This is a genomic window from Rhodoferax ferrireducens, from assembly GCF_031458075.1.
Classification (GTDB): Bacteria; Pseudomonadota; Gammaproteobacteria; order Burkholderiales; family Burkholderiaceae_C; genus Rhodoferax_B; species Rhodoferax_B ferrireducens_A.
The window spans coordinates 37596-50193 of the sequence record NZ_JAVDXT010000003.1 but is presented as its reverse complement, the minus strand read 5'-3'; the positions used below and the strand labels follow the sequence as shown (position 1 = coordinate 50193).

General features: G+C 64.6%; 11 protein-coding genes. 8 read left to right on the top strand and 3 right to left on the bottom strand.

Translation table 11 applies throughout. The annotated features are described in order from the left end of the window. Positions 1 to 5: 5 nt before the first annotated feature. The 6 genes from J2X19_RS15665 to J2X19_RS15640 all read left to right on the top strand — a co-directional run bounded on the left by J2X19_RS15665 (position 6) and on the right by J2X19_RS15640 (position 6507). On the top strand, positions 6 to 596 hold the full coding sequence (locus J2X19_RS15665) for a GNAT family N-acetyltransferase (RefSeq protein WP_116608391.1): 591 nt from the start codon (positions 6 to 8) through the stop codon (positions 594 to 596). Then, a complete protein-coding gene (locus tag J2X19_RS15660) occupies positions 593 to 2383 on the top strand; it encodes an amino acid ABC transporter permease/ATP-binding protein (RefSeq protein ID WP_310374629.1) in 1791 nt (596 codons plus the stop codon). Before J2X19_RS15665 ends, J2X19_RS15660 begins: the two co-directional genes overlap by 4 nt. 118 nt (positions 2384 to 2501) lie before the next feature. Next, positions 2502 to 3437 carry an ABC transporter substrate-binding protein gene (locus tag J2X19_RS15655; RefSeq protein WP_310374627.1) on the top strand — a complete coding sequence of 312 codons (936 nt, stop codon included), beginning with the start codon at positions 2502 to 2504 and terminating at the stop codon, positions 3435 to 3437. Positions 3438 to 3458: 21 nt separating this feature from the next. Beyond that, the gene (locus J2X19_RS15650) at positions 3459 to 4391 is read left to right on the top strand and encodes an ABC transporter substrate-binding protein (protein WP_405048671.1); all 933 of its coding nucleotides are present in this window, start codon (positions 3459 to 3461) and stop codon (positions 4389 to 4391) included. Positions 4392 to 4393: 2 nt separating this feature from the next. Beyond that, positions 4394 to 5437, top strand: a complete 1044-nt coding sequence (locus tag J2X19_RS15645) for an LLM class flavin-dependent oxidoreductase (protein WP_310374623.1) — start codon at positions 4394 to 4396, stop codon at positions 5435 to 5437. A 107-nt stretch (positions 5438 to 5544) separates the two neighbouring features. Next, positions 5545 to 6507: an MYG1 family protein gene (locus tag J2X19_RS15640; RefSeq protein WP_310374621.1), complete on the top strand. Its 963-nt coding sequence runs from the start codon at positions 5545 to 5547 to the stop codon at positions 6505 to 6507. A gap of 32 nt (positions 6508 to 6539) precedes the next feature. Here J2X19_RS15640 and J2X19_RS15635 read toward each other — a convergent pair whose 3' ends face one another. The 3 genes from J2X19_RS15635 to katG all read right to left on the bottom strand — a co-directional run bounded on the left by J2X19_RS15635 (position 6540) and on the right by katG (position 10969). Further along, positions 6540 to 7751, bottom strand: a complete 1212-nt coding sequence (locus tag J2X19_RS15635) for an HD-GYP domain-containing protein (RefSeq protein WP_310374619.1) — start codon at positions 7749 to 7751, stop codon at positions 6540 to 6542. A 231-nt stretch (positions 7752 to 7982) separates the two neighbouring features. Further along, a complete protein-coding gene (locus J2X19_RS15630; RefSeq protein ID WP_310374617.1) occupies positions 7983 to 8447 on the bottom strand; it encodes an Lrp/AsnC family transcriptional regulator in 465 nt (154 codons plus the stop codon). Positions 8448 to 8800: 353 nt separating this feature from the next. Then, on the bottom strand, positions 8801 to 10969 hold the full coding sequence (gene katG, locus J2X19_RS15625; protein ID WP_310374615.1) for a catalase/peroxidase HPI: 2169 nt from the start codon (positions 10967 to 10969) through the stop codon (positions 8801 to 8803). A gap of 338 nt (positions 10970 to 11307) precedes the next feature. Here katG and J2X19_RS15620 point away from each other — a divergent pair, with 338 nt between their 5' ends. Beyond that, positions 11308 to 11523: a DUF4287 domain-containing protein gene (locus J2X19_RS15620; protein WP_092757518.1), complete on the top strand. Its 216-nt coding sequence runs from the start codon at positions 11308 to 11310 to the stop codon at positions 11521 to 11523. Beyond that, positions 11520 to 12533 (top strand): adenosine deaminase, encoded by a 1014-nt coding sequence (gene add / locus J2X19_RS15615; RefSeq protein WP_310374612.1) that lies wholly within the window; start codon positions 11520 to 11522, stop codon positions 12531 to 12533. Before J2X19_RS15620 ends, add begins: the two co-directional genes overlap by 4 nt. Positions 12534 to 12598: the final 65 nt, after the last annotated feature.

Genomic DNA, 12598 nt, shown 5'->3' with positions numbered 1-12598 from the left:
ATTCCGTGAGCGACCAATTCCTCTACACCCATCCGTTTGATCCTGCAGCGCAGCCGCTGATAGCTGCGCTGACCCAGGAGTACGACACGCGCTACGGCGACATACCGCGCGCCGAAGGCGAGCCGAAGGAAATGCACCGCTACCCGCCCGAGGTGTTTGCACCGCCGCACGGCAACTTCGTACTGTTGCTGCGCGATGGCGTGGCGATAGGCGGCGGCGCCTTCATGCGCTTCGATGCGCACACTGCCGAGTTCAAACGCATCTGGACCCATGCCGAGCTGCGGCGCCAGGGCCTGGCGCGCAAGATCATGGTCGAGCTGGAGGCCCAGGCCGTGCGCCAGGGCTATAGCCGCGGCTACCTGACCACCGGATTTCGCCAGCCCGAGGCCGTGGCCTTGTACCTGGGCCACGGCTACACGCCGCTGTTCGACCTGGCGCAAGACCCGGCCAGCATCGGCAGCCTGCCGTTCCAGAAGCTGCTGGTGCCCACGGCCCAGGTGGCGTTCGAGAAGATCGTCGTCAAGCCCAGCGATCTGCTGCAGGGCGTGCTGGCGCTGGGCGGTGCCGCCGCACTGAATGGAGCGCGAGCAGCATGACCAGCACCACCTATTTCGACCTGGCACCCGAGGCTGCTACAGCGCCGGCCGCACCGGCCCCCGCACCCGCCAAAGGGGATTACTCGCACTATCGCGTGGTGCCGGCACGCTATCCCGGCCGCACCGTGGGCACGCTGCTGGCGCTGCTGCTGATCGCCGCCGTGTTGCAGTCGGTATTCACCAATCCGCGCTGGGGCTGGGGCGTGTTTGCCGAATGGTTTTTTGCCGAGCCGGTGCTGATCGGTCTGGGCCGCACGCTGCTGCTGACGGCGGCCGGCGCGCTGTTTGGCTTCATCCTCGGCACCGGGCTGGCGCTGGCGCGGGTCTCGCGTTCGCCGCTGCTGGCGCGGCTGTCCTGGGGCTTTGTCTGGATCTTCCGCTCCATCCCGGTGATCGTGCTGCTGCTGATCATCAACAACCTGGGCTACCTGTACGAGACCGTGTCGCTGGGTGTGCCCTACACCAGCACGGTGTTCTTCTCCTACCCCACCACCCAGCTGATCAGCCCGTTTGTGGCGGCGTTGCTGGGGCTGACGCTGAACCAGGCGGCGTTCTCGTCCGAGATCATCCGTGGCGGCATTCTGTCGGTCGACCAGGGCCAGCTGGAGGCGGCTGCTGCACTGGGCCTGCCGCGGCGGCGCCAGGCCTTCCGCATCGTGCTGCCGCAGGCCATGCGCTCGATTCTGCCCAGCGCCTTCAATGAAATCATCGGCCTGGCCAAGGGTACGTCCAACGTTTACATCCTGGCGTTGCCCGAGTTGTTCTACACCATCCAGATCATCTACCGGCGCAACCTGGAGGTGATTCCGCTGCTGATGGTGGCCACGGTCTGGTACCTGGTGATACTCACCGTGCTGTCGATTGCCCAGCACCAGATCGAGCGGCATTTCTCCAAGGGCGCGTTGCGCAACCACCAGGCCGCACCCTGGGCCCGCTGGCTGCGGGCACGCCGCCCGGCACAGGCCACAGCACCCACGCCTGCAGTGCGCAGCGAAGCGCCAGCGCTTCGGGCCGTGCCACCCAGCACCGGCGGCGAGGTCTCGGTGCACGGCGTGTCGAAAAGCTTTGGCGCGCTGCAGGTGCTGGAGGACGTTACCTTGAGCGTGCCGTCCGGCAGCGTCACCGTGGTGCTGGGCCCGTCGGGCTCCGGCAAGTCGACCCTGCTGCGCACCATCAACCACCTGGAGCGGGTGGATGCAGGCTTCATCGCCATCGATGGCGAGCTGGTCGGCTACCGCAAGGATGCCGACACGCTGTACGAGCTGCGCGAGAGCGACATCCTGGCGCGGCGTGTCGATGTCGGCATGGTGTTCCAGAACTTCAACCTGTTCCCGCACCTGACGGTGCTGGAGAACATCGTCGAGGCGCCGATCGCCGTGCGCGGCCAGCACCGGGCCGATGCCGAATCGCAGGCCTTCGAGCTGTTGGCCCGCGTCGGCCTGGCCGACAAGGCCCATGCCTATCCGCGCCAGCTGTCCGGCGGCCAGCAGCAGCGGGTGGCGATTGCCCGGGCGCTGGCGCTGCGGCCCAAGGTGCTGCTGTTCGACGAGCCGACCTCGGCACTCGACCCGGAACTGGTGGGCGAGGTACTGGACGTGATCAAGGAGCTGGCGCGCTCCGGCACGACGCTGCTGATCGTCACCCACGAGATCGGTTTTGCCCGCGAGGTGGCCGACCGCATCGTCTTCATGGAGCAGGGCCGCATCGTTGAAGTCGGCACGCCCGAGCAGGTGTTCAACGCCCCGCGCCACGCCCGCACCGCCGCCTTTCTGGCCAAAGTGCTGTAGACCGCAACCCGCATTCATCCATGCCGATTCCCCACTGGCCGCATGCCATATGCGGGCGGCAGGGGAGAGGCTTGCCCACATTTTCTCAACCCTGAACTTATTGAAGAGGACCCACGCCATGCGACTCCATGCCCCCATCCGCCATGCCCTGATCGGCATCGCCACCGCTGCGGCCACCCTGTTGCCGCTGCATGCCCATGCGCAGGCGGGAGACCTGGACCCGGCGCAACCGGGCCGCATCCGCGCGCAGAAGTCCGACGAGGCGCTGAAGCTGCTGTCCAAGGACTACAAGTTCGCCAAAGAGGGCACGTTCACCGTGGGGGTTGCTCTGGACCGGCTGCCACTGGGTTCGTTTGCCAACGACAACAAGACCTTTGTCGGCAGCGAGCCCGACATCTCGCTGCTGGTGGCCGACAGCCTGGGCCGCAAGCTGGAACTGGTGCCGATAGCCTGGGCCGACTGGCCGCTGGGCCTGCAGTCGGGCAAGTTCGACGCGGTGGTGTCCAACGTCACCGTGACCGAGGCGCGCAAGGAAAAGTTCGATTTCTCCACCTACCGCAATGACACGCTGGGCATCTACGTCAAAAGCGATAGCAAGGTGGCCAGCGTGAAGGAGCCGAAGGACGTGGCCGGCCTGCGCGTGATCGTCGGCGCCAGCACCAACCAGGAGCAAATCCTGCTGCGCTGGAACCAGCAGAACCTGGCTGCCGGCCTGAAGCCGGTGGAGATCCAGTACTACGACGATAACGTGGTGGCACGCGTGGCGCTCCAGTCGAACCGCGCCGATGCCTACCTGGGCCCGAACGCGCTGGCTGCCTACGAGGCGCGCGACGGCAAGACGCGTCTCGCCGGTACCTTCTCCGGCGGCTGGCCGCTGAGCGCCGAGATCGCCGTCACCACGCGCAAGGGCTCGGGCCTGGCCGATGCCGTGACCGCCGCACTCAACGAGCAGATCCGCAACGGCAACTACGCCAAGGCGCTGGCCCGCTGGAACCTGGGCTCCGAAGCCATCGACAAGTCGCGCACCAACCCGCCCGGCCTGCCCAAGACCTGACCGGTGTTGAACCTTTTAACGATGGCTTCTATGCGATTCCTAAGAACTCTGAACGCGCTGGCGGCCTGTGCGCTGCTGGCCTTGCCGGCCGTGGCCGCCAGCAGCTTTGACCTCAGCCCCGAGCAGGCGGGCCGGACCAGCACCAGCAAGGATGCGACCGCCGCAGCCACCCTGCCCAAGGACTACAAATGGGTGAAGGAAGGCGTGCTGACCGTGGGCATCAACCCGTTTGGCCTGCCCATCTCCAGCTACGCCAGCGACAGCAAGACCATCATCGGCGCCGACCCCGAGGTGGCGCTGCTGGTAGCGCAGACGCTGGGGCTGAGGCTGGAACTGGTGCCCACCCAGTGGGCCGACTGGCCGCTGGCCTTGGCATCCGGCAAGGTGGATGCGGTGATCTCCAACGTCGGCGTGACCGAGCTGCGCAAGGAGAAGTTCGACTTCTCCTCGTACCGCCTGGGCCTGCACGGCTTTTATGTGCGCAACGACAGCGCGGTCAAGTCCATCAAGGAGCCTAAGGATGTGGCCGGCCTGCGCATCATCACCGGCTCGGGCACCAACCAGGAAAAGATCCTGCTGGAATGGAACAAGCGCAATGTCGCCGCCGGCCTGAAGCCGCTGGAGCTGCAGTTCTACGACGACCCGCAGGTGCAGTCGCTGGCCCTGGTGTCGGGCCGGGCCGATGCCAACTTCAACCCGAATGGGCCACAGGCCTATGTGGCCGCGCGCGACGGCAAGACCCGCCTGGTCGGCACGGTGAATGCCGGCTGGCCGCTGCGCTCCGACGTGGGCATCGCCACCCGCAAGGACAGCGGCCTGGCCCCGGCCTTGACGCAGGCGCTGAACAGCCTGGTGCAGAACGGCAAATACGCCCAGGCGCTGGCCCGCTGGAGCCTGGCCGAAGAGGCACTGCCGAAGGCCGAAACCAATCCGCCGGGCTTGCCGAAGTTCTGAATATGGCGATCCAGCAACTCGGCTTTCTGACCCCCGGCAACTACACCGATACCGACCCCTACACCGGCCTGGAGCAGAGCCTGCAGCTGTTCCAGCAGGGCGAAGACCTGGGCTACGACCACGCCTGGGTGCGCCAGCGGCACCTGGAGCGTGCCGTGTCCTCGGCCAGCGTATTCCTGGCCGCGGCCAGCCAGCGCACGCGCCGCATCGCGCTGGGCACGGCGGTGATACAGATGGGCTACGAGAACCCGTTCCGCCTGGCCGAAGACCTGGCCACGGTGGACGTGCTGTCGCGCGGCCGTCTGCACGTCGGTTTAAGCGCCGGCGCGCCGCCGTACGGCCCGCTGCTGGGCGAACGCTTTCTGGACGGCGACGCCAAGGACGTGGACTACTCCCACCAGCGCGTCGCCCGTCTGCGCGGCAATCTGCAAGGCGGCTGGATCGGCGACGAGAACGCACTGATCCCGTCGCCTGCCGGGCCGCAGCGCGCGCGCCTGCACCCCTGGGCACCGGGCCTGGACCAACGCCTGTGGTACGGCGGCGGCTCGCGCCGCTCGGTGGAATGGGCGGGGCGCAACGGCTTCCACTTGCTGCTGGGCAATATCAATACCGGCGAGACTTCGGACGATTTCTACGCAACCCAGCGCGGCCACGTGGCGCTGTTCCAGCAGCACTGGACGGCCGACTACACGCCCCGCATCGCGCTGGGCCGCGTCATCGTGCCGCTGGACAGCGCCGACGCCGCCACGCGCCAGCGCTACCGCGCCTATGCCGAAAGCCGCAAGGCCCGCACCCTGCAGCCGCAGGGCGAGCGCCGCACCCTGTTTGCGCCGGACCTGGTGGGCAGCAGCGACGAGATACTGGAGCAGCTGCGCCGGGACCCGGTGCTGCCGCTGGTGCGCGAGCTGCGCCTGGAGCTGCCCTATGACTTCGCGCCGCAGGACTACGCGCAAATCCTGCACGACGTGCTGCGCTCCATCGCGCCGGCGCTGGGCTGGCGGCCGGTGGCGGAGCCGGCCGCCCCGGTGTTGGAGGCAGTCCTCTGAAATACTATTATTTTGATAGCTGCTGGCGCAGGTAGTACCTGCGCCTGAGGCCGATTTTCTATAAATTCCGGGCATGCGCGTGGACGGGCTTTCATTAAAATCGGCCCATGACCCACACCACGATAGCCACGCACAGTGGCACTTTCCATGCCGACGACGTTTTTGGCGTCGGCGTTTTGATGGGGGTTTTCCCATCGCATACGCTGCTGCGCACCCGCGACAAGGCCTTGATCGCTACCGCCGACTTTGTGGTCGACGTGGGCGGTACCTGGGATGCGGCCAGCGGCCGTTTCGACCACCACCAGCGCGGCTTTGAAGGCGCGCGCCCGCCGCGGTTGGTCGATGGCGCCATCGTGCCCGGCGTGGGCTATGCCAGTGCCGGCCTGGTCTGGTCGGCCTTTGGTGCCGCCTATGTGCAGGCCTGGGCCCAGACCCATGGCCACAGCTTGGACGAGGCCGCCGTGGCCAGCGTGGTAAACACCATTGACCACTCGCTGGTGCAGTACCTGGACATCGTCGACACCGGCCAGGGCGACGTGGCGCCCGGCATCTTCGGCCTGTCCAGCCTGGTCGCGCAGCTGAACACGCACTGGCTGGAAGAGCAGGGCCTGGACCTGGCCGCCAAGGCCCAACTGCTGGAAACCCGCTTCCGCGAGGCCATCGCCATCACGCGCAAGTTTCTGGACCACGCGATCAGCAAGAAGGTGGCGCAGATCCGCGCCATGGACATCGTGCGCCAGGCGCCCCGCCTGCTGGGCGGCAAGCTGCTGCATTTGCGCGAGGGCGGCATGCCCTGGACCCGCGTGGTGGTGGACGAAATGCCCGAGGTGATGTTTGTGATCTACCCGGATTCCGACGGCAACCAGTACCAGATCAAGACCGTGCCGGCGGAAGTGGGCTCCTTCGACACCCGCATGGACCTGCCCGCCAGCTGGGCCGGCCTGCGCGACCAGGAACTGGCGGCAGTGACCGGCGTGCCCGACAGCGTGTTCTGCCACCTGAACCTGTTCATCGGCGGCGCTCGGAGTTTTGAGGGGGCGGTCAAGCTGGCCGAACTGGCGCTGGGCTAACAGCCAGCGATTGCGCTGGCCCCGGTGGCATATCAGCCCAGCCGGGGATCCAGCGCAGCTTGAGGGGTTTGGACGGTGGAAAAGCCATACAACCTCTCCGGTGGCAATCGCGCCAGCATGGCCTTGTCCGTTGCACTGCCAACAATCGCGTAACTGGCTTGTGCCGTGTCTTGGCGCACGGTGCGCGCGATGGGCTTGCCGTTGGTGTCGGTGATGGTGGCAACAATCGGGGCACGCACACTGTCGGTACGCTTGACCACGATGCCCAATTCGCCCGAGGCCAATTTGACGAACTCGCCCGGTGGATACATGCCAAGTTCTTTGACCAGCGCGGTCGCGAGCGGGTTGGCACGGTCGTCGCGCAGCAACTGGCGGATGGCCTCTGGAACGGCCAGGGCCGGACGAATCGTTCGGGGGCTGATTTTCGACACGAATATATCGACCAATCGCAGGGCGCTGGCCAGCGCATTGATGTCGCTGGTCCCCGCGGGATAGCCCGTGCCATCGCTGCGCTCATGGTGTTGGGCCACGGCGGCCAGCCAGTGCGCATCGGTGACGCCGGCTTTCTCCAGCAGTTCCACGCATTGCCTGGGGTGGCTTTGGATCGCTGCGCGCTGTTTGTCGCGCATCGGGTGGTCCTGGGCCGCCATTTGTCCTTGGAGGTCCAGAATCGTCATGTTCATGGTGAGGGCGGCTTTGACCAAGCTCATCATCTGTTCAGCGGGCCAATTCAGGCGCCGCGCCAGCAGGACGCAAAGCGCTGCTGCATGCACGGCGTGGGCATAGCCATAGTAAAAAGCCTGCGTGTTTTCCTGGCGCACCATGCGGTAAATGCAGATGTCGGGATCGGCGTCTATCAATTCCACGATATGCCGTGCAAATTGATCCGTCTCTGTGGAGAAATCGGTCGACTGGGCTACGTTGGAAACCAGCTTTTGCAGCTCAGCGGTGGTGCGCTCCCACAGCGTGAACAAATTGGGGACCGCAACCACGGTTTTACTCGGGTCCGCGTCGGCGCCCGTGGGCCGGCTGCTGGCCTTGACCTCCTCGGCATCCACAAACGCCCCGCGTTCCAGCAAGGCCTCCAATTGGTACTCGTTTTCGACGACGTGCCCTTTGGACAGCAAGAGGTTGGTATTTTCATCGCGCACATTCCACGGCAGCGCAACGCCAAGTTGCACTTTTGATTGTGGTAGCCGCAGCAGTTTCATGGTTTGTGCACTCAGGTCAACATCGCCGCTCACATCATGGCCACCTTATCGAAGCCACCGCGGTGCTTGTGCGGCAGCTTTTCCAAAGCGCCTTTAATTGTATTGCTGGCCCATGGGCGCAAGCTCTTTGCTACAAAATAAAGAGCTATTAGCGCAAATATTGCCTACGTTAGAGGATTAGTTTGCTTAAAACCATGGTAGCGACTGAACCTCCGGTGGGAACCGGCTTTACCGGACCACGGGTAGCGCGCCCCTGCTGCAGACTCAGGCCAGCGCCAGCGCCGTCCTGTCCACCACCCGGCGCAGTACAAAGCTGGAATGCACGCCGGTCACGCCTTCGATGCGCGTCAGCTTGTTGAGCAGCAAGTCCTGGTAGTGGTCCATATCGCGTACGAACACTTTGACCTGGTAGTCGGCGTCCTGCCCGGTGATCAGCAGGCATTCCAGCACCTCGGGCAACACGTCCACCGAGGCCTCGAAGTTGGCGAAGCGCTCGGGCGTGTGGCGGTCCATGGAGATATGCACCAGGGCCATCAGCGACAGCCCCAGTTTTTTGGCATCCAGCAAGGCCCGGTAGCCCAGGATCAGGCCCGATTCCTCCAGCGCCCGCACCCGGCGCAGGCAGGGTGAGGGCGACAGGCCAATGCGGTCGGCCAGGTCCTGGTTGTTGACACGGCCGTCGACCTGCAGAATTTCCAGAATTTGCCTGTCGTAGCGGTCTAAAACCATGTGGATGCCTTGATTTTCTTAAATATTGGCAGATTATGCCAATAAACCAGAATTCAGCAGCGATAACGCAATATTCTGCCCGCGGCCCTGGCCTACACTGAAGTCTCTGCAATCCACAGACCCCAGCCACTCTGGCCACAAGCCAGAACCGAGCACTTCGACCCCACAAAGGTTGTGATCCCAAAAGCAAAATCCCCGGCCATATCCATGCCCGGGGATTTTGTTTTTGCCTCCATGCAAAGGCGCTCCAAATTCGAGATGGACCCACGCCACCAGCACCCCAATTCACCCCGGATGAAGCAAGCGATGGGCTCCATCCGGGGCTGCTGAAGTCGGCCTTTCAGCCTGGGGGCTTATGCCAGGTCGAAGCGGTCCAGGTTCATCACCTTGGTCCAGGCGGCGACGAAATCGGCGACGAACTTCTGCTGGCCGTCCGCGCTGGCATACACCTCTGCATAGGCGCGCAGTACCGAGTTCGAGCCGAAGACCAGGTCGTTGCGGGTGCTGGTGAACTTCACCTGGCCGGTCTTGCGGTCCCGCCCTTCGAACACTTCGCCTTCCGCGTCCACGGCCTTCCAGGTGATGCCCATGTCCAGCAGGTTCACGAAGAACACGTTGCTAAGCACGCCCACCTGGTCGCTGAACACGCCGTGCTGGCTGCCATCGGCATTCGCACCCAGTACCCGCAGGCCGCCGACCAGGGCGGTCAGCTCGGGCGCAGTCAAGGTCAGCAACTGGGCCTTGTCGATCAACAGGGCTTCGGTCGCGACACCGATGGGGCCCTTCTTGTAGTTGCGGAAGCCGTCGGCCAGTGGCTCGAGCACGGCGAAGGACTCGACATCGGTCTGCGCTTGCGTGGCGTCGACGCGGCCGGGCGCGAAGGGCACCTCCACCGCCACACCCGCCGCCTTGGCCGCCTGCTCGATACCCACGCTACCTGCCAGCACGATCACGTCGGCCAGCGATGCCTTGCCGGATGCCTGCTGGATCTCGACCAGCTTGGGCAGGGCCTGGACGGCGATCTTGTTGGCATCCCAGTCCTTTTGCGGAGCCAGGGCCAGGCGCGCGCCATTGGCACCGCCGCGCTTGTCGCCGCCACGGAAGGTGGAGGCCGAAGCCCAGGCCACCGACACCAGCTGGCTGACCGACAGGCCCGAAGCCGCGATCTTGGCCTTGATGTCGGCAAGGTCTGCCTCCGTCGGGTGCAGGGTGGCAGCGGGCAACGGGTCTTGCCAGATCAGGTCTTCCTGGGGCACTTCGGGGCCGAGGTAGCGCGCCTTCGGGCCCATGTCGCGGTGCGTCAGCTTGTACCAGGCGCGGGCGAAGGCTTCGGCAAAGGCCTGTGGGTCTTCGTGGAAGCGCTTGGAGATCTTGCCGAACTCCGGGTCGAAGCGCAGCGTCAAATCGGTGGTCAGCATGGTCGGCTTGTGGAACTTGCCCGCTACATGTGCGTCAGGGATGATCTCTGGTGCGTTGGTCGCTACCCACTGCTTGGCACCGGCGGGCGAATGGGTCAGTTCCCACTCGAACTTGAACAGGTTTTCGAAGAAGTTGTTGCCCCACTGCGCCGGGGTGGTGGTCCAGGTAACTTCCAGGCCGCTGGACACGGTGTCTTTGCCGTGGCCGCTGCCAAAGCTGCTGTTCCAGCCCAGGCCCTGGGCTTCGATGCCCGCGCCTTCGGGTTCTGCGCCTTTGTGCGACTCCGGTGCTGCGCCGTGCGCCTTGCCAAAGGTGTGGCCACCGGCGATCAGGGCGACGATTTCTTCATCGTCCATCGCCATGCGGCTGAAGGTGGTGCGGATGTCTTTGGCCGCGGCCAGGTAGTCGCCGCTGGCGTTCGGGCCTTCGGGGTTCACGTAGATCAGGCCCATGTGGGTGGCGGCCAGGTTGCTGTTCAGCTCGCCCTCTCCCTTGTTGCGGTCCCCTCCACCGCTGAAGCGTTTGTCGGCCGCCAGCCAGGCGGTCTCTGCGCCCCAGCTCACGTCCATATCGGGTTCCCACACGTCTTCACGGCCACCGGCAAAGCCGAAGGTGCGAAAGCCCATGGACTCCAGCGCCACATTGCCGGCCAGGATGAACAGGTCGGCCCAGGAGATGCTCTGCCCGTACTTCTGCTTGATGGGCCAGAGCAGGCGGCGCGACTTGTCGATGTTGACGTTGTCGGGCCAGGAGTTCAGGGGCGCAAAGCGTTGTTGACCACGACCGCCGCCGCCACGGCCGTCTTGGGTGCGGTAGGTGCCAGCGCTGTGCCAGGCCATGCGGATCATCTGTGGACCGTAGTGGCCGAAGTCGGCCGGCCACCAATCCTGGCTGTCGGTCATCAGTTTGACCAGATCCGCCTTCAGCGCCTTGTAATCGAGCTTCTTGAATTCTTCGGCGTAATTGAATTTTTCGCCCAGCGGGTTCGACTTGTTCGAATGCTGGTTCAGCAAATCAACCCGCACTTGCTTGGGCCACCAATCCTTGTTGGTCGTACCGCCGCCGGCAGCATGGTGGACGGGGCATTTGGCTTCAGTGGACATGGGGAGCTCCTTTGTCTTGTCGATGGGATGGCGAGGTTTCTTGTCACATCGTGCCGCAGAGATTTGACACGAGCAAGCATGGTAATTAATTACTATGACTTTCAGAACTCAATAAAATTTATGCATCGGATAGGCGTTTTCAAAGAGACGAATGGGCGGGCGCAAGATGGTGGTGCAGAAAGTGCAGCGGCCTTGGATTTGCTACAGAATAAGGAGCTGTTGCTGCAGGTGCGGCATGCACCAGAGGCTTGTTTTACGTGAATCCTCCGTAATGCGCCCCGGTTAGCATCTTGCTGGCACCGTACAGCAGTCCCCATCCCTATGGCAAGGAGTTCACCATGGCAGCACCCGAAAAAGTCAAAGGCCCGGCCTCGTATTTCCCCTCCATCGAGAAGACCTACGGCCACCCCATGGACCATTGGTTCGGCCTGGTGCGCCAGCAGCAGGGCAAGAAGCACATGGAGATCGTCAACTGGCTCAAGGCAGAGCACGGCATGGGCCACGGCCATGCCAATGCCGTCGTCGCACATTGCCTGGCCCAGGCCAAACCATGAACCTGCCTTCGCCATCCGCTGAAGAGATTCGCCTGAAGGCACTGCCCAAGGCCGAAGTGCATCTGCATCTGGAGGGCTGCTTTGAAGCCGCCCTGATCGCGCAGTGGGCCTACACCGAAGGCGTGGCCTTGCCTCGCCCGCAACAGGACTTGTTCAAGTTCTCGGGACTGGCGGACTTTCTGGGTTTTCTGGATCTGGCCTGCGGCCTGGCCCGCACCCAAGACCGTCTGGTGGAGCTGAGCTACGGCCTCAGCCAGCGGCTGGCGGCCAACGGCACGGGCTATGCCGACGTCATCTTCAACCCCACGCACTGGCATGCCTGGCACGGCCGCCTGGGCGCCATGCTTGATGCCATCGACGCGGGCTTCACCGCGGCCGAGCAGGACGGCCTGCCCGGTGTGGGCCTGTGCGTCAGCCTGCTGCGCACCCAGTCGGCCGACGCCGCCATTGAGCTGGTGGACACGCTCACCACTCTGCGCCATCCGCGTGTGGTGGCGCTGTCGGTAGACGGCAACGAAGCCACCGCCGGCCGCACCGGCCCCCGGTTTGCCGAAGCCTTCCGCAAGGCCGGCAGCGCCGGCCTGCGCCGCACCGTGCACGCGGGCGAATCCAGCGGCCCCGAAGGCGTGTGGGACGCCGTGGACCTGCTGGGCGCCGATCGCATCGACCACGGCGTGCGCGCCACCGAAGACCCGGCGCTGGTGCAGATGCTGGCGGATAGGCAGATACCGCTGGGCGTGTGCCCTACGTCGAATCTGGTGCTTGGGGTTTATCCGTCGATTGAAGTGCACCCGATTGACCGGCTGCGACAGGCGGGCGTTCGCGTCTCCGTCAACACCGATGACCCGGCGCTGTTGGGTGCGAGTCTGGTGGGTGAATACGCGCTGTGTCGGCAGGCGTTCGGGTGGACGGATGAAGTGACGCGGGCTGTGGCGCGGACTTCGATTGAGGCTAGCTTTGCGAGCGCGGATGTGAAGGCGGGGTTGCTGCAGGAGCTGCGGGCTTGGTGAGGGCAAGGGCCGCCGAATGCCCGAGTGACTGACAAGAAATGCTCCTGATTTAGGAGCTTCTTGCG